At 63.3% G+C, this 17,099-nt stretch carries 13 protein-coding genes; 4 read left to right on the forward strand and 9 right to left on the reverse strand.

The window, feature by feature from the left end:
- Window positions 1-113: 113 nt before the first annotated feature.
- Entirely contained in the window at window positions 114-1,436 is a 1,323-nt protein-coding gene (locus MMB49_RS05930) for a Fic family protein (RefSeq protein ID WP_052773317.1), read from the forward strand.
- Window positions 1,437-1,829: 393 nt separating this feature from the next.
- Here MMB49_RS05930 and ychF read toward each other — a convergent pair whose 3' ends face one another.
- The 7 genes from ychF to MMB49_RS05965 all read right to left on the reverse strand — a co-directional run bounded on the left by ychF (window position 1,830) and on the right by MMB49_RS05965 (window position 9,570).
- Entirely contained in the window at window positions 1,830-2,924 is a 1,095-nt protein-coding gene (ychF, locus tag MMB49_RS05935) for a redox-regulated ATPase YchF (protein ID WP_003813598.1), read from the reverse strand.
- A gap of 236 nt (window positions 2,925-3,160) precedes the next feature.
- Window positions 3,161-4,363 carry a pyridoxal phosphate-dependent aminotransferase gene (locus tag MMB49_RS05940; RefSeq protein WP_047272378.1) on the reverse strand — a complete coding sequence of 401 codons (1,203 nt, stop codon included), beginning with the start codon at window positions 4,361-4,363 and terminating at the stop codon, window positions 3,161-3,163.
- A 181-nt stretch (window positions 4,364-4,544) separates the two neighbouring features.
- Complete coding sequence (locus MMB49_RS05945) at window positions 4,545-5,225, reverse strand: methionine ABC transporter permease (protein ID WP_003822142.1); 681 nt, start codon at window positions 5,223-5,225, stop codon at window positions 4,545-4,547.
- Window positions 5,218-6,360, reverse strand: a complete 1,143-nt coding sequence (locus tag MMB49_RS05950; protein WP_070097757.1) for a methionine ABC transporter ATP-binding protein — start codon at window positions 6,358-6,360, stop codon at window positions 5,218-5,220. Before MMB49_RS05950 ends, MMB49_RS05945 begins: the two co-directional genes overlap by 8 nt.
- On the reverse strand, window positions 6,357-7,391 hold the full coding sequence (locus MMB49_RS05955) for an alpha-ketoacid dehydrogenase subunit beta (protein WP_047272380.1): 1,035 nt from the start codon (window positions 7,389-7,391) through the stop codon (window positions 6,357-6,359). Before MMB49_RS05955 ends, MMB49_RS05950 begins: the two co-directional genes overlap by 4 nt.
- A complete protein-coding gene (locus MMB49_RS05960; protein ID WP_047272382.1) occupies window positions 7,384-8,370 on the reverse strand; it encodes a thiamine pyrophosphate-dependent dehydrogenase E1 component subunit alpha in 987 nt (328 codons plus the stop codon). The genes MMB49_RS05955 and MMB49_RS05960 overlap by 8 nt, the downstream gene beginning before the upstream one ends.
- A 378-nt stretch (window positions 8,371-8,748) precedes the next feature.
- Window positions 8,749-9,570, reverse strand: a complete 822-nt coding sequence (locus MMB49_RS05965; RefSeq protein ID WP_047272385.1) for a MetQ/NlpA family ABC transporter substrate-binding protein — start codon at window positions 9,568-9,570, stop codon at window positions 8,749-8,751.
- A 424-nt stretch (window positions 9,571-9,994) separates the two neighbouring features.
- Here MMB49_RS05965 and MMB49_RS05970 point away from each other — a divergent pair, with 424 nt between their 5' ends.
- Complete coding sequence (locus MMB49_RS05970) at window positions 9,995-10,936, forward strand: isoaspartyl peptidase/L-asparaginase family protein (protein WP_047272387.1); 942 nt, start codon at window positions 9,995-9,997, stop codon at window positions 10,934-10,936.
- 155 nt (window positions 10,937-11,091) lie between these two features.
- On the opposite strand, the gene proC is transcribed toward MMB49_RS05970, so the two are convergent.
- Together proC and MMB49_RS05980 are read right to left on the reverse strand one after the other, a co-directional pair.
- The gene (gene proC, locus MMB49_RS05975) at window positions 11,092-11,895 is read right to left on the reverse strand and encodes a pyrroline-5-carboxylate reductase (protein WP_047272389.1); all 804 of its coding nucleotides are present in this window, start codon (window positions 11,893-11,895) and stop codon (window positions 11,092-11,094) included.
- An 83-nt stretch (window positions 11,896-11,978) separates the two neighbouring features.
- A complete protein-coding gene (locus MMB49_RS05980; RefSeq protein ID WP_047272391.1) occupies window positions 11,979-13,382 on the reverse strand; it encodes an alpha/beta fold hydrolase in 1,404 nt (467 codons plus the stop codon).
- Between the two features lie 193 nt (window positions 13,383-13,575).
- Here MMB49_RS05980 and MMB49_RS05985 point away from each other — a divergent pair, with 193 nt between their 5' ends.
- Together MMB49_RS05985 and MMB49_RS05990 are read left to right on the forward strand one after the other, a co-directional pair.
- The gene (locus tag MMB49_RS05985; RefSeq protein ID WP_047272466.1) at window positions 13,576-16,233 is read left to right on the forward strand and encodes a histidine kinase; all 2,658 of its coding nucleotides are present in this window, start codon (window positions 13,576-13,578) and stop codon (window positions 16,231-16,233) included.
- A 107-nt stretch (window positions 16,234-16,340) separates the two neighbouring features.
- Window positions 16,341-17,087 carry a response regulator gene (locus MMB49_RS05990; RefSeq protein WP_003813619.1) on the forward strand — a complete coding sequence of 249 codons (747 nt, stop codon included), beginning with the start codon at window positions 16,341-16,343 and terminating at the stop codon, window positions 17,085-17,087.
- Window positions 17,088-17,099: the final 12 nt, after the last annotated feature.

Raw genomic sequence — 17,099 nt, forward strand, 5'->3', positions numbered from 1 at the left:
TCGCGATTAAATTGATATTAATTATGCAATCGGCTACTTTTATTTGACTTATTTCTCGTCTTATCTTATAGTTTCTACAATTAAGAGCCTAACTCGGAAAGAGAGGCGGAACAATGGGTATGAAATATAGGAGTTTGGCGCGGTCGTTCCATACCGACAGATCCAATGACGCCTTCAACAACCATGCGAAGCTTGCCCGGCAACGGCTCGAGGCGGACTCCACATTCAGGACCGGGGTCGTCACCCCTCTGGGCGAACTGTTCGCCGCCACACCACGCGAGACATCCATGCTCACGGAAAAGATACTTCTCGCGGAACGGCGGGTATCCCGGCTCTGGAACCAAATCCCTGGCGTCATGCGCTGGGACTACATACGGCACTCCATCAGCGAGGAATTGTTCGCCACCAACGAGATGGAAGGCGTACGCAGCACCCGCAAGGAAACCCAGGAAGCCGTGGAAGCGGCCGACAAGGCGAGGAAGGACGGCGACGACCCCAAGGCTCGGTTCAGCGAATTCGCCAAGCTGTACCTGAACCTCACCGACAAGGACTCCGCACTGCCGGCGGGAATCGCCGACATCCGCGACATCTACGACAAGATCGTGCTCGACGAAATCAACGAGAGCGACAAGCCGGACGGCGAACTGTTCCGGAAAGGCGACGTGGAAATACAAGGCCCGCACGGTCTCGCGATCCACAATGGAGTCAAAGGCGAAGGCAATATCGGCGCACTCCTCACCGACATGATCCATCTCGCGACCTCCGACGAGATTCCCCGGCTGCAGTCGGCCATCATGTCGCACTTCCTGTTCGAATACGTCCACCCGTTCTACGACGGCAACGGCAGAACCGGCCGGTATCTCCTGGCCCTGTACCTGAACCACGACCTAACCATGCCCACCGTGCTGTCGTTGTCCCGCACCATCGCGGAGAACAAGAACGCCTACTACAAGGCATTCATGGAGGCGGAGGACAAGCTGAACTGTGGCGAACTCACGCTCTTCGTGAACACCATCCTCGGATTCATCCGGAAGGCCCAGGACGAGCTGATCGACGAACTCGAAGTTAGAGTCGACCAGCTCGACAAGGGCCGGGCGGTCTGCGACCAGCTCGAACGGAAGCACGGTCTGTCCGCGAAGGCGGTCTCGATACTATATGGCGTGATCCAGGAGGAGATGTTCGACTCGACCAAGTCCATGACGCTGAACGATGCCGCATACCATATCAGACTATCCAAGCAAAGCGCGAGAAAGTACGTGGGAGAGCTCATGGACGCGGGTCTCGCCATCCAGTCCGGGAAGCGCCCACTGAAAATACGGGCATCGGAATCGTTGAAGGGCATCCTTGAGGCCGGAATGGGCGAGGACGCCGGAGAGCATGGCGGCAAAACCCAACAAGAAGAAACAGAAACCGCCCACGAGGGCGATCCCGCATAACTCAACTATCCGGAAATTCCGGATAGTTGAGTTATCATTAAACATCGCGACCGGATGGATGGTCAAGGTTTATCCGCTGCGTGAAACGTCGAGTGAAACGTGTTTCTCGCGGCGGAACTCCCACGTCCCGTCCGCGCGATGGACGATGCCGCCAGATCCCTTCGTACGTCGTCTGCCATTGGCCGCCATGATGTTCCTCCCTGTCGGGAGCGCCTTCGGGCATCTGCCGCAAGCGCCCTCTCAAGGGCACTCTATTGGCACTCTATCCGGGCCACAAATGGCCAGATACGTGGCAAAAACGGCCATTCCCCAGTAATCGAAAAACGGCGGAATCCGCACGTGTCCGGAGACCGGAAACGTTGGTATTCCGCCGTTTTTCAGGGCTGCAACCCCCTACTTGCTCACATTGAACTTGAACTCGACGATGTCGCCGTCCTGCATGACGTAGTCGCGTCCCTCCTGGCGGAGCTTGCCTTCCTCCTTGATCTTGACCATGGAGCCTTCGGCGGCCACGAAGTCGTCGTAGGAGACGATGTCGGCCTTGATGAAGCCCCTTTCAAAATCGGTGTGGATGACGCCGGCCGCCTGCGGGGCGGTCCAGCCCTTGTGGATTTGCCAGGCGCGCACCTCCTTGACTCCAGCGGTCAGGAAGGTCTGCAGGCCGAGGATGTCGAAGCCGACGCGGGCGAGCTGGTCGAGACCGGATTCGGACAGCCCGGCGTCCTCCAGCATCTCGCGGGCGTCCGCCTCGTCGAGGTCGGTCAGGTCGGATTCGAACTGGGCGTTGAGGAACACGGCCGGCGCCGGCGCCACGGATGCGGCGAGCTTGGCCTGCAACTCCTTGTTGGCGAGCTCGTTATCGTCCACGTTGAACACGTAGATGAACGGCTTGGCGGTCATCAGGTGCAGGTCGTAGATGTCGTCCTTGTTGATCTTGCCTGCGGCGGCGGCATGGTCGATGGTCTCGCCGGCTTCAAGGATCTCCTTGGCCTTCTTGACCGCGTCCATGTACGCCTGCTCGATCTTCTTGCCGCGCAGGTCCTTTTCGAGCTTCGGCAGCGCGTTCTCGATGGTCTGCATGTCGGCGAGGATCAGCTCGGTGTTGATCGTGTCGATGTCGTCGGCCGGATCCACCTTGCCGTTGACATGCACGATGTCGTCGTCCTCGAACGCGCGCACGACCTCGCAGATCGCGTCGGCCTCGCGGATGTTGGCCAGGAACTTGTTGCCCAGGCCTTCGCCTTCGGAGGCGCCCTTGACGATGCCGGCGATGTCGACGAAGGTGACGGTCGCGGGCACGATCTTCTCGGTGTGCACCAGCTCGGCGAGCACGGGAAGGCGCTTGTCCGGCAGCGGAACGATGCCGGTGTTCGGCTCGATGGTGGCGAACGGGTAGTTTTCGGCGAGGACATTATTGCGCGTCAGCGCGTTGAACATGGTGGACTTGCCGACATTCGGCAGGCCAACGATTCCGATAGTTAGAGACATAGTATCCAGTATTGGTGTCAAGGTGGACGTTGGCCGCGCCGATGACGCAATTCGTTGCAGCGAATCGTTCTCAATAGCAAAAGTGCGAGTCTCACGCTCGGCAAAACGAACATGAACACCGTATATTGCCCGGAATATAAGGGTTCTGGACAATGTGCGGTTGAGTGGTTTTGTTCGTTTTCCTCACACGTTTCTTATTGAGAACGATTCGCTGCGATTGGCAGACAGCAAAAACGTCACAGCTCGGCCGCGCCGATGCGCCGCACTGCCTCGCGCAGCAGCGATTCGTCCTTCAGCAGGCTGAGCCGCACCCAATCCTTGCCGACGCGGCCGAAGCACGTGCCCGGCAGCCCGGCCACCTGCGCCACGTCAAGCAACGCGTCGGCGAAACGTTGCCCGCTCCACCCCTCAGGCGCCTTGAACCACACGTAGATACCGCCGGCGGAGTCGAACACGTCGAATCCGAGCGAGCGCAGTCCCCCGGCGACGATCTCGCGCCGCCCGGCATACCGCCGGGCCAGTTCGTCGACGCACGACTGGTCGCTGTTCAGTGCCACGGCGCCGGCATCCTGGATCATGCCGGTGACCATCGAACCCATCTGATAATGGTATTGCTTGAGCCGTGCGACCACGTCCCGGTTTCCGGCGACGAACCCGGCCCTCCACCCGGCCATCGCGTACATCTTCGACAGTGAATCCACTTCAACGGACACGTCGGACGCGCCCGGCACCGTCAGCAGGCTGACCTGCTGGTCGCTCACGCCGAGTCCCGTGTATGCGAAGTCATGCACGATGAGGAAGCCGTACCGCTTGGCGAGCTCCACCGCGTGCTCGAAGAATGACGCCGGCGCCTGCGCGCCCGTGGGGTTGTTCGGATAGTTGAGTATCAGCATGCGCAGCCGGCGCCACACCGATTCATCCACCGCGTCCAGGTCGGGCAGCCAGCCGAGTTCGGCGCGGGCGGGCAGCAGTATCTCCTCCGCCCCGTGCATGACGGACATGCAATGGTACGACGGATAGTAGGGGTCGACGAACGCGACGGCGTCACCGCGGTCGATCAGAATCGCGAACAGTCCGGCGAGCCCGTCGACCGCGCCTTCCACGGCGAACAGCTGGGAACGCCAGTCCAGTTCGACACCATGCACGTTGCGGTACCAGTTCGCGGCGGACTGCAGGAACGCCGGCTTACCATCGAACGGCGTGTATCGCGCGTTGAGCGGGTCGTCGACCGACGATTTGGCGACGTCGCGGATGAATTCGGCCGGGTATGCGTCGGGGTTGCCCTTCGCCAGGTCGATCACGTCGGCGCCGGACGCCACGGCTGCGGCGACCTTCACGTCCATGTCGGCGAACACGTTCGGCGGGATGATCTGGGCGACCGGCGCGAACCGGGGCGCCCATACTCCATCGCGGGTGTCGTCGTCTTGTGCGGCGCTCATTGCGGTATTGCTCCTTTGGGATGGGGGTTATATAGGAACGGGAAAAGAGGGGACATGTGGCAAGGACCGCCCTCCGGCGTTACGCGCCATCTCCCGCCAGCGGGAGGTGGCATGCCGTCGCCCCGCTGGCGAAGGACTGTCGGCGTAGCCGACTTCGGGCGGTCCGGGGAGGAAGCGAATCTCAGTGCTGCAGCCGCTTGGCGAGCAGGTTGCAGATCAGCTGGCTGACGAACACGATGACGAGAATGATCAGTGTAGCCACCAGCGTCACGTCGCTCTGGAACCGGTTGTAGCCGCGGATGATCGCGAGGTTACCCAAACCACCTCCACCGACCACGCCAGCCATGGCGGAGAAGGCGACCACGTTGATGAACGACAGCGCCGACACTCGGATGATCGGCACGCGCCCTTCGCGCAGGTACACGCGCCATATGATGTCGAGCGTGCCCAGGCCGGATGCCTTGGCCGCTTCGACCAGGCCGGGGTCTATCTCCAGCAGCGCGTTCTCGACCTGCCGGGCGTAGAACGGCACGGTCGCGCCCACGATCGGCACGATCATCGCCTCGGTGCCGATGGAGGTGCCGACGATCACTCGCGTCACGCCGACCAGCAGGGCCATGAGGATGATGAACGGGATGGATCGCACGATGTTGACGATCTTGTCGAGGATGTTGTAGACGATCACGTTCTGCGTGAGCCCGCCGCGTCTGGTAAGCAACAGCAGCAGACCGAGCACAAGGCCGATCGCGTATCCGATCACCGCGCCGACGATCACCATGTACAGGGTCTCGTAGGTCGCGTCCCAGACCTCCGGCCAGATCATCGACACATTCGGCAGCCATGTCTCCAGCAGATCATTCATTGTCGTTCTCCTCCACCTCGTTCACATGCAGGTCGGCGAGCGGCGTCGCGCTCACCCCGACCGTCGGGAAATACGCGAGCGCCTTGCTGACCGCCTCGGCCGGACCATCCAGACTGACCAGGATCATGCCGACCGGCGTGCCGTGAATCACGTCCACGTTGCCGAACATGATGTTGCCTCTCACGCCGAACCGTTCGCGTATGTCGGCCATCAGCGTCTCCTCCGCACCGGAGCCGACCGAGAACAGCAGATACACGCTGCCGCTCTCCCGCTCCTTGCTGAACAGCGGGTGCTCCTGGACGAGCGTGATGCCCTTGTTCATGTTGCCGGACGTGTAGATGAACTCGCGGGTCAGTTCGTTGGACGGGTGGTCGAACACGTCGAGGATGGACCCGTCGTCGACGACCTTGCCGTGGCTCATGACCGCCAGGTCGGTGCAGATGTCCTTGACGACCTGCATCTGGTGGGTGATGAGCACGATGGTCAGGCCAAGCCGTGCATTGAGGTCCTTGAGCAGGGCGAGGATCGACCGGGTGGTGCGCGGGTCGAGCGCGCTGGTCGCCTCGTCGCACAGCAGCACCTCCGGGTCGCCGATCAGCGCACGCGCGATGGCGACGCGCTGCTGCTGGCCACCGGAAAGCTGCCGCGGATACGCCTTGGCCTTGTCGGCGATACCGACGAGTTCCAGCAGATGCATGGCCTTCGCGCGGGCGTCCTTGCGGGATACCTTCTCGTGGATGAGCGGCAGGGTGACATTGTCAAGCACGGTTCTGGATGGCATCAGGTTGAAGTGCTGGAAGATCATCGCAATCTTGCGGCGCAGCGGTAGCAGCCGGCCCTCGCCGAGCGTGCTGATGGTGGTTCCATTGAAGGTCACGGTGCCGCTGGTCGGACGCTGCAGGACGTTCATCGTGCGCACCAGCGTCGATTTTCCGGCGCCGGAGAAACCGATGATGCCGTATATGGAGCCCTTGTTGATGGTCAGGGACACGTCGTCGACGGCGCGGAAGCGGTTTTTGCCGCGGCCGAATTCGACGGTGACGTGGTCAAGCGAGATCAGAGGGGCGCCGGCGGCGACGGAATCCGAAGCCTCCGCCGCTGCGGCTGCGGTTGCGTTGACGGTTGCATCGCTCACGCGGCCTCACCCGCCCGACCCGCAGCACCATCCGCCCCATCGACGGCGGACTTGCCGGCCGCCGCGAGCACGGCGTCGAGGATCTCCTTCTCGCCGGACAGCACGAAGTCCTCCATCACCGGGCTGAACGGCAGCGGCGTGAACCGCGCGCCGACGCGCAGCACCGGCCCGCGCAGATAATCGAAATGGTTCTCGGCCACGCGCGCCGCGATCTCGCCGCCCACGCCGCCGATCTTGATGGCCTCGTGCGCGATGACCAGATGACCGGTCTTCTTCACCGACGCATAGATGGTCGGCATGTCGAGCGGCGTGATGGACCGCAGGTCGATGACCTCCACGCTCACGCCGTATTCGCGCCGTGCAACATCCGCGGCAGTGAGCGCCTTGGTGAGCATCAGACCGTAGGAGACCAGCGTCACGTCGGCGCCTTCGCGCACGACCTGCGCACGGCTCAGGTCGATGGGCGGCAGGTCCTCGGGCACGTCGCCCTTGACCGGGAACAGTCCCTTGTTCTCGAAGTAGATGACCGGGTTAGGATCCTTGATGGCCGCCTTGAGCAGCTGCTTGCCGTTGGCCGGCGTCGAGGGCACGACCACGCGGATGCCGGGGATGTTGGTGAACCACGTCTCCAGCGACTGGGAATGCTGGGCGGCGCCGTGCTTCATCAGGCCGTCGGGCGCGCGCAGCACCAGCGACATGGTGGCCTGTCCGCCGAACATGTAGTGCGCCTTGGCCATCTGGTTGAGCACCTCGTCCATGGCGATGCCGATGAAATCCGCGAAATGCAGGTCGATGACCGGCTTGGCGCCGGCGATGGCCGCGCCGACGCCCGCGCCGACGAGCGCCGTCTCGGAGATCGGCGTGTCAAGCACGCGCTCGGGGAATTCGTCCTTCATGCCGGCGAACTGGCCGAAGATGCCGCCCTGCTTGGCGATGTCCTCGCCGTAGACGAACACACGTTCGTCGGCTCGCATCTCTTCGAGCATGGCCTCGCGAGTCGCCTCGCCGAATGTGATGATTCGCTCACTCATACAGGTTCACCTCATCGCTGAATACGTCGTCCAAGGCGTCCTCGGCCTTGGGGAATGGACTGTTTACCGCAAATTCCAGAGCCTGTGCGAACTCCTGGTCGAGCCGCTCCTCCGCGGCGTCGAGGTCGTCCTGCGTGACGACGCCTTCGAGCAGGATCTTGCGCCGGAACCGGTCAATCGGGTCGTTGTAGAGTTTCCATTCCTCGACCTCCTCCTGGGAACGGTACTTCTGCGGGTCGGTGATGAAGTGGCCGTCGCGCCGGTAGGTCTTGCATTCCAGGATGGAGGGGCCGTCGCCGCGGCGGGCGCGGTCGATGAGCTTGGCGGAGGCGTCTCGCACGGATTCGACGTCGTTGCCGTCGACGGTGACACCGGGGATGCCGTATCCCTGAGCGCGTTCCGACAGGTAGTCCACGTTCTTGATGTCGTCGAAGCGGGTGGTGGATGCCCACGCGTTGTTCTCGCACACGTAGATGACCGGCAGTTTCCAGCTGGCGGCGAGGTTCACGGCCTCGTGGAAGGTGCCTCGGCTAGATGCGCCGTCGCCGAAGAAGCACACGGCCACGTCGCTGCCGTGCCGCTGCTTGATGGCGAGCGCCGCGCCGGTGGCGATGTTGAAGCCGCCGCCGACCACGCCGTTCGCGCCCAGCATGCCGACGCTGAAGTCTGCGAGATGCATGGAGCCGCCCTTGCCCTTGCAGTATCCGGTGGCGCGGCCGTAGAGCTCGGCGAGCGAACGGTCGACGCGGGCGCCTTTGGCGAGGGTGTGGCCGTGGCCGCGGTGGGTGCTGGTCACGTAATCGTGGTGGGTGAGGTTGCTGCATACGCCGGTGGCGACGGCCTCCTCGCCGATGTACAGGTGGGCGGGTCCGACGATCTCCTTGCCGATGTGCGCCTTGACGGTTTCCTCGAACCGGCGGATCTTGCGCATGGTGGTGTAGAGGTCAACGGCCTGCTGCGTGGTCAATGGTGTGCTCATGATGTGCGGGCTTTCGTATGTTCCTTGGTTTGTTTCCTGTTGGATGTGGGCGGCGCGTGGGCCCGTCCCGACTTGTGCCGGGCCTTGCGCGGGAATCGTCGCGGCATGGCCGTCTCCTGCATGGTCCGTCTGACGACCTGTGCGGCCGTCCTTCACGGATGCCATGCCGGGCCATATGGCCGACCTGCCATGATGCCGGCCGGAGGGCCGCCGTGGCGCGGACCGTCCCCTTGGTCCGCGCCATCCCGTCCGGCTGGCATCATGTCTTCTCGGCGAGCACTCCCCTTCAGCCGAGATGCGTCGACGTTCCCCGTTCGCGTCGCTTGTCGTGTGTGTTGTTATGTTGCGTGCTGCGGTTGCGGCGGCATTCGCCGCATGTCACCACAGCGGAATGACGGCCCCCTTGTACAGCTTGTCGATCAGTTTCTTGACGTCGTCGCTGCGGTAGGCGTCCACGATCTTCTTGTAGGTGGCGTTGTCCTTATCCTTGGCGCGGGAGACGATGATGTTGTAGTACGGCTTGGACTGCTCGTTGACCGGCTCGATGTAGATGGCGTCCGACTTGGGGTTGAGTCCCGCGTCGAGGGCCATGAACACGTTGATGACGCTGGCTCCGACGTCGGGCAGCGAACGGGCGGTCTGCGAGGCTTCCAGCTCGGTGATCTTCAGGTTCTTCGGGTTGGACACGATGTCGTCCGGCGTGGGGTTCGCACCTTCCTTGTAGTCGAGCTTGATCAGGCCGGCGGACTGGAGCAGCAGCAGGCCGCGGGCCGCGTTGACGGAGTCGTTGGCGATGGTGACTTCGGAGCCTTCCGGAATGTCTTCGACCTTCTTGGCCTTGTCGGAGTACAGGCTGATCGGGTTGAGCACCGTCTCGCCGACTGCGGCGAGCGCGTTGTCGTGCGTCTTGTTGAAGTCGTCCATGAGGATGTAGCCCTGGTAGGCGTTGAGGTCGATGTCTCCCTTGGCGAGCGCCTCGTTCGGCTGGATGTAGTCGGAGAACTTCACCAGTTCGACGTTGATGCCCTCCTTCTTCAGGTTCGGGATGACGACCTGATCCCAGACCTCGTTGCTGTCGCCGACCACGCCGACCTTGACGGTGGTGCCGGAGTCTGCCGAGCTGCTGTTCCCGCACGCCGTCAGACCGCCGGCAAGCGATGTGACCGCCAATACCGCCGCAGCGATTCTCCTGATCTTCATGTCTCCTCGTTCCCCCTGGTATCGTGTTTGGTTTGTGCCGTGTGTTTGGATGCTAAGATTGCTGATCGTGCACATTGATCTTGTGCGCCCGCTGCGTTCCGGCGGGATGCCGGCCGTTTTCGCGAACAATGTTCAGCGTAATGCGCGTTTTCACGCGGTTCTTGCGATTGCGTCGAACAGGGCTATCGCCGAAATCTATATGCCGCTATCATGCGCGTATGCCGCACGGCCGGCGAATGCGCGCCCGGGCGGCGCGGAGGCCACCACCAGTCTCACATATTGAGACATAAAGCCGTCATCTCGTCGGATTCGCCGGCAAAAATCGCGCCGTAACCGAATCGCCTCGAATGGACCGGTCCCGGAGACGGTGGCATAATACACGCGGAAAACATCAGTCACGGCGAAACCGTGCAAGGGAGGGAACATGATCATCACCACCGCATCCGGCGCATCAACGGCGTCCGGCAGTCCTGTCAACGGCATTCTGCTGGCGATCCACGCGGGAGCCGGCGACCGGAGCAAGGATGGCAGAGCGCAGAAGACTGCGCAGGCCGAGCGCGATCTGCGTCGGGCGCTGGACGCCGGCTACGCGCTGCTCGAACAGGGCGCGCCCGCCGAGGATGCGGTATGCGCCGCGATTCATGTGATGGAGGATGCGCCGGAGTTCAACGCCGGTCGGGGCGCGGCGCTGACCAGCGAGGGAAAGGTGTCGATGGACGCCTGCCTGATGACCGGCGACGGCGAGGTCGGCTCCGCCGCCGGGCTGACCACGGCCCGGCATCCGATCGATGTGGCCCGGGCGGTCAAGGAGCGCGCCAAGCACACGATGTTCGCGCTGCCGGGCGAGGACCTGCTGCGCTCGTGGGGCATCGAATTGCGCGATCCGTCGTATTTCGTGACCGAGGAACGCCGGCGTTCGCTGGCACGCGCCCAATCCGAGGGCGACGCCTGGGAGAAGCACGGCACGATCGGCGCGGTGGCGAGGGATGCCGCCGGACATGTGGCGGCGGGGACGTCCACGGGCGGCATCACGAACCAGATGCCGGGGCGCGTCGGGGATTCGCCGCTGCCCGGATGCGGCACGTACGCGGCCGATGACAGCGTCGCCGTGTCATGCACGGGTATCGGCGAGGCGTTCGTGAGGTCTGTCGCGGCGCATCAAATCGCGGATCGTGTGCGGTTCGCCGGCCAGTCAGTGCAGGAGGCCGCTCAGGCCGCACTGGATGACGTGGCGGCCCGGCGCGGCGACGGCGGCGTCATCGTCATGCCGGCCAGCGGCGACGGCGTCATCGCCTACAACAGCGAGACGATGAACTACGGATACGTCACCGCCGACGGCGTCCGCGTCGTTCACGGCGCCGAATAACAACAGACGGCCTGCGCCATCCGACGACAGCTTCCGTCCATCCCGCGAAAGTCCCATTTGCGGCGTGCGATATGGAACTTTCGCGGGATAGGGCACCGGACGATATCCGGAGCTACACCGCGGATGACGACCGTCCGATGGACCCTTTTGCGGGGTCAGCCTACGATGGCGTCGACGGCGTCGATGACGGCTCCGCGGAAGCCGTCCTTCTCCAGCTTGGCGACGCCGCGGATCGTGGTGCCGCCGGGCGAGCAGACGGCATCCTTCATCGCTCCGGGATGGGTCCCGGTGGCCATGTACAGCGCTCCCACGCCCTCGACCATCTTCGCGGCGAGCCGGTATGCGGTGGCCCGCTGCAGTCCGTACTGCACGCCGGCGTCACCCAGCGCCTCAATGTACATGTCGGTGAAGGCGGGTGCGCAGCCGGCCACCACCATGGCGATGGTCATGTGTGCGGTGTCGACGCGCTCGATCAGCGAAATCGGGCCGAACAGCGATTCGAAGACCTCCGTCTGCATGTCGGTGAGCGTGTTGTCGGTCTCGGTGACGAGCACGCCCTTGCCGACGGCCATCGGCGTGTTCGGAATCGTGCACTGGATATGGATGCTCTGAGCCAGATCGCCGAACAGCTTCTGGTACTTCGCCAGATCCCAACCGGCGGCGATCGACACCACGAACCGTCCGTTCTTGGCGAACTCGTCTGCGATGGGCTTGATGACGGATTCGATCTGATACGGCTTGATGGCGATGATCACCACGTCGGCCGCGGCGGCGACCTCACGCGCGCTGTGCAGTGGACGCGCCCCGAGCTTCGCAGTGCTGGCTTCCAGCTTGTCGTAATGCGCCGCGCAGGCGACGATGTCGCCGCCGTTGACGACGCCCGCGTCGACGAGACCCTGCGCGATGGCCTGCGCCATGTTGCCATAGCCGATGAATCCTATGGTGATGTTCTGCGCCATGATGCTCCTTGTTGTGTTGTTCATACGAAAGATGCAGTTCGTCATGCCCCGCCGCGCACGGCTGCGAAGCGTACGCCCGCACGCTAGAACAGCGATTCCAGGTCGCCGCGGTTGAGGGCCTCGTCGTAGAGATGGTGGAACACGAGATCGCCGTGCAGCCCGTCATGCTCGAACTCGTTGGTGACCCAGTAATGCGAGTTGCCGACACGGCTCAGCGTGTCGAGCTGCATGCCGGAATCCACGTACATGTCGTCGAAATACACGGCCGATTGCAGCGGAACCTCGTTGCGGGCCAGCTGGTCGGCGTCATAGATCACACCGAATCTCGTATCCTCCATCAGCAGGTCCATCGCCGGCTTGAACGGCCGCAGCGCGGACTCCTGCTCGAACATCCACGGGAACATCGCCTCGCCGGTGAAGGCCAGCGGGCGTTCGCCGGTCGAGAACCGGGGCATGGTGTCGCGCACGCGCTGTGCCGCCCAGCGAATCGGCTCGTCCAGTTCACCGTTCGCGTAGATGAACTCCTGCAGCGGCCAGTACAGGGGACGCGAGGAGGTCGCGTTCATGACCTTCGCCAAGAACTCGTCGGACAACGCCGCCCCGGCTGAGACCGAACCGTCGCCGTCGACGAACGCATCGTCGAAAATCCAGTGCACGCGCTCGAAGCTTGGCTTCATGCCGAAGTCGGAGCCGAGGCATTGCAGGCGCTCCACGGTCAGCGGGTCGCCGTTCGGCAGCAGCGGGGTTCCCTCGGGCAGCGAGCCGGAATCGCCACCGATGCCGCCGGCTTCCGCGATCTCAGCCACGGTCGGCAGCTGATCCGCGACGGCGGCGACACGATCGGCATCGACGCCGTAGCGCTCGTAAAACTGCGCGGTCTTGCGGGCCATGCGCGGGAACGTGTGCTCATAGACCTCGGTCGCGTTCGCCGGGACATGCGGGATGCCGCCGCAGGTGAAGCTCGCGACCACTCCTTCGGGGAACAGCGACAGGTAGGTCAGCGTCAGGAATCCGCCATAGCTCTGGCCAAGCGTCACCCACGGAGAGCCGCCGAACTCGGTGCGGCGCAGATGTTCGAAGTCCCGCACGATCGAATCCGCGAGGAACCGCTTGAGGTAATCCGCTTGCGCACGCGCTCCCCCGGCGGCGAGCCTCGCCATGGCATGCGAGTCGACGCGCGACGAGCGGCCCGTGCCGCGCTGATCCGGCAGCACCACACGGAAATGCTTGACCGCCTCCGCAATCCATCCGTCGCTCGACGGGTTCAGCAGCCTGGGTCCGGCCCCTCCCGGACCACCCTGCAGGAACACCAGCAGAGGCAGATCGTCATGCACGTGCTCGGGGGCGGTCACCACGCGGTAGAACAGGCTGATCGATTCCCCGTCAAAGCCGCGCCCCGGCTCATGACCGGCCCAATCAAGCGGCACCTTGGCCGACCGATCCTCGATATGCAGCCCCGGCACGTAATATTCGGCAAGCAGCGTCATACATTCCCTTTCATTGATGCACCCCGGCATCCCACGATGCCGTACCATTCTCGGTACCACTGTAGCCGACCGGCGGCGGAAACCCGAGGGGATTCCCACCAACGAAACGCACCCCGCCCGACACGCCGCATCGCAATGAATCATCCGGCCGACCGATGTGGGTCGGGTCACCGCACGCGATACGCTGAACCGTATGGGAATCATGGAACGAATCACCACGTGGAACAGGAAGCATGTGCTGCTCGCAGATGCCCTGTATGCGGTGATCATCTCCATCTTTTTCACGCTCATGGCCGGTACCAATGACAGCAATCCCGGCATCATCGCCTATTTCGACCATACGGTAATGGCCTTCTGGAGCTTCGTTCTGATGGTTCCCGTCGCGATGCGCCGGTGGAAGCCGCAGATGGCTACATTGCTGTTCGCCGGTCTGGTGGTCGTCCAACTGGCGTTCGGGCCGTCGATGGTATATGCCGACCTGATGGCGCCATGGATGCTGTATTCAGCCATCGTATATGCGGATCCGCGCAATTCGAAGGCGTTCATCGTACTCGCCGTCGCCATCGGGGCCTTGGCGTCGCCCGTCATCATCTGGTCCGCCGATGCGGGTCCCATCCTCAATCAGGGCGTGTCCTTCGATGGACTCAGCCCCCTGGAGACATGTTCGGGGACATACATCTATGGTCTGAGCGGTGATTGCGCCACCACCATAGCGACAAGCTCAGTGGCCATATTCATCTTCATCGCCGTGTATCTGTTCGCGGCGATCATCGTCGCGTACTGGCAGCGGGCCCGGCGCATCACCGTCAGCATGATGCATGAGCGCAACGACGCCTTGCAGGCAAAAGAGGATGAGGAACGCCATATCGCGGCGCTCGCCGAACGCGCCCGCATCGCGCGTGACATGCATGACGTGGTGGCGCACACGCTGTCGATCATCATCATCCAATCCGATGGGGGCCGGTACGCGGGCGCCAACAATCCGGCGCTGGCCCGGCAGACCATGGAGACGATCCGTCATGAATCGGAGCGCGCGCTGCACGACATGAAACGTCTGCTGGGCGTGTTCGGAGGGTCGGACCATGCCGATTACGCGGATGTGGACGCGCTGATCGACCAGGCGAGGGCGGCGTCCGGCATGGGGTGCACGATTCGCAAGACCGTGTCCGGCCAGCCGCGGGCCGCCGCGCTCGGCGCACAGGCGAGCACCGCAATGTACCGCATGGTGCAGGAGGCGCTGACGAACGTGCGCAAATACGGCGGCCCGAACGTCATCGTGCAGATCAGCGAGATCTGGGGGGCTGACGGACTGCACGTCACCGTTGCCGACAATGGCCGCGGCGCGTCATCGTCGTTGGACGGCCACAAGCCCGGTTACGGACTGATCGGCATGCGCGAGCGAATCGGCGCGGTCGGCGGCAGCGTGACCAGTGGACCGCAGCTTGGCGGCGGCTTCGTGGTGTCCGGCTTCGTGCCGTACAGCACTGTCTCAACGCAGTCCGAGGCTGCTGCGCCGGCGTCCGAAAGCCCAAACGTAGCGTCTTCCGCTGCGGTGTTTTCGGGCGCGGCAATCATGCCGATGGCGGCCCCGACGACCGGAACGGTTTCAATGGCGACGGATACCGGGAATACCGGGGTCGTCAGTAATGTCGCGAACGCCTCGCAATCCGCCGTCGCCAGTCAAGTCGGTGTCGTCCAACCGGCCGGTGTCACGCAACCGGCCGGCGCAAAGATGCCCCGTCCGGTGTCGCAGATGTCATCGGTCCCGACACAAGCGCCGCCGGCACCCATCACCATACGCCTGCGCACGATTCTGTCCGCCCTGCGTTCGAAGCCGATCCAGCAGGCATCCGCTACCGGGGAGCAGCGGCTCAACTGGATCGAGCGCATGTCGCAGTGGACCGAGCGGCATTATCTGCTGACCGACCTGCTGCTCACCATACTGGTGGCCTGGATGCTACTTTCCATCAATCCATCCGTCATATACGCCGAGGGACTGCAGCTCGACAACCGTTTCGACCGCGCATTGACGATCATCATCCTGATTCCGTTGATCTTCCGCCGCAGGTTCCCGGAATCCAGCGCGCTGGCGGTGGCCATCCTCGCCGCGCTTCAGCTGCTGTTCTTCGAGCCGGTCAGCCTGGCCGATATCCTCGCTTCCCTTGTGGCCCTGTATTCCGCGGTGTTGTACGGCCGTGACAAGGCATGGCGATGGACGGGGATCGCCGCAATATCGGATTCCGTGCTGTTCGGCTGCAAGATCTTCGCCGCTCAAACCGGGTATCGAAGCATCTTCAGCATGCTGTCTCATCCCCGCCCGGCATATTCCCTCGCGACGACGCCCGCCGCGTTCGCATCGGCAATCATGTTCATGGTGATATCGCTGGCGTTGTGCATAAGCGCGACGGCCATGGCACGATGGGACCGATCCAGCGGATCGAACGCGCTGGTGCTGCAAGCCCGCGAGGAGGCGTTGCGCGCGGAGCAGGCCAAGCAGCGCATCCTGGCGGCGAACATGGAACGTGACCGCATCAGCGAGAGCATCCAGTCCGAGGTGACGATGACGCTGACCAGCGTGATCGACCAGGCGGTCGCCGGCCTGCGCATGCTTGACGATTGCGAGCGTCACGGTGAACAGCCGTCGTCCGGGTCCATCTCCGAGGCGTTCGCGGCCATCGGATCACAGGGCCGTGCGGCGCTGGCCCACATGCGCAAGCTGCTGGGCGTGCTGCGCGAGACCGGATTCAGCGATGAGGCTCACCGGCAAGAGCAGCCCGGCATGCAGCTCAGGCCCGCGGCATCGCTCGACAAGCAGCTGCACGATAGCCAGCTGCACGGCATCGCGTCGTAATGAGACGGCGCTCCACGGCCCGCCGGGGATCATCCGACATGAATTCAGGGTTAAATCAGGGGGCGTGATACGGGACTTGTTCGCCGATGTTGGATACAGTGGAAGGCATGAGTGAGTTGCAAAGAATTCGGGTGGTCATCGCCGACGATCAGGAACTGGTGCGAGCGGGATTCGCAATGGTGATCGGATCCCAGCCGGACATACAGGTGGTCGGGCAGGCGGGCGATGGCGCCCAGGCGGTGTCGTTGGCCGAATCGCTGCACCCCGATGTGGTGCTGATGGACGTGCGCATGCCCGGCATGGACGGACTGGAAGCGACCAGCCGCATCAGCGCGCTGGAAGCGGCCGCCGGAGACGCACCGCGCAAGACCCGCGTGATCATCCTGACGACGTTCGACCTGGACGAGTACGTGATGGCGGCCATCAACGCCGGCGCATCCGGATTCCTGCTCAAGGACACCGAGCCGGAGACGCTGCTGAGTTCTATTCGCACGGTATATCAGGGCAACGCGATTATCGCGCCTTCGGCGACGAAACGACTCATCGAAAAGATGATGGAGGACGGGTACACCAAGCATGGGTTGACGGCGACTGACGGCTATGCGGACGGTTCGTCCACGATGCCCGGCGCCCGGCCGGTGGCATACACTGACCCGGAACTGAACCTGCTGACCGAGCGGGAGCGTGAGGTGCTGGTGGAGATCGCCCATGGATTGTCGAATCAGGAAATCGCCGACAAGCTGTTCATCAGCCTGCCAACCGCGAAAACGCACGTGGCGCATATCCTTGCCAAAATCAATGCGCGCGACCGCGTCCAGGCCGTCGTCTTCGCCTACGACAACGGTCTGGTATAAGGCGAATATAAA

The organism is Bifidobacterium sp. SKU (assembly GCF_026016405.1).
Taxonomy (GTDB): domain Bacteria; phylum Actinomycetota; class Actinomycetes; order Actinomycetales; family Bifidobacteriaceae; genus Bifidobacterium; species Bifidobacterium bifidum.

Coding starts and splice junctions, on each gene's coding strand:
- MMB49_RS05930 (WP_052773317.1), top strand. CDS start 114: ATGGGTATGAAATATAGGAGTTTGGCGCGGTCGTTCCATACCGACAGA.
- ychF (WP_003813598.1), bottom strand. CDS start 2,924: ATGTCTCTAACTATCGGAATCGTTGGCCTGCCGAATGTCGGCAAGTCC.
- MMB49_RS05940 (WP_047272378.1), bottom strand. CDS start 4,363: ATGAGCGCCGCACAAGACGACGACACCCGCGATGGAGTATGGGCGCCC.
- MMB49_RS05945 (WP_003822142.1), bottom strand. CDS start 5,225: ATGAATGATCTGCTGGAGACATGGCTGCCGAATGTGTCGATGATCTGG.
- MMB49_RS05955 (WP_047272380.1), bottom strand. CDS start 7,391: ATGAGTGAGCGAATCATCACATTCGGCGAGGCGACTCGCGAGGCCATG.
- MMB49_RS05960 (WP_047272382.1), bottom strand. CDS start 8,370: ATGAGCACACCATTGACCACGCAGCAGGCCGTTGACCTCTACACCACC.
- MMB49_RS05965 (WP_047272385.1), bottom strand. CDS start 9,570: ATGAAGATCAGGAGAATCGCTGCGGCGGTATTGGCGGTCACATCGCTT.
- MMB49_RS05970 (WP_047272387.1), top strand. CDS start 9,995: ATGATCATCACCACCGCATCCGGCGCATCAACGGCGTCCGGCAGTCCT.
- proC (WP_047272389.1), bottom strand. CDS start 11,895: ATGGCGCAGAACATCACCATAGGATTCATCGGCTATGGCAACATGGCG.
- MMB49_RS05980 (WP_047272391.1), bottom strand. CDS start 13,382: ATGACGCTGCTTGCCGAATATTACGTGCCGGGGCTGCATATCGAGGAT.
- MMB49_RS05985 (WP_047272466.1), top strand. CDS start 13,576: ATGGGAATCATGGAACGAATCACCACGTGGAACAGGAAGCATGTGCTG.
- MMB49_RS05990 (WP_003813619.1), top strand. CDS start 16,341: ATGAGTGAGTTGCAAAGAATTCGGGTGGTCATCGCCGACGATCAGGAA.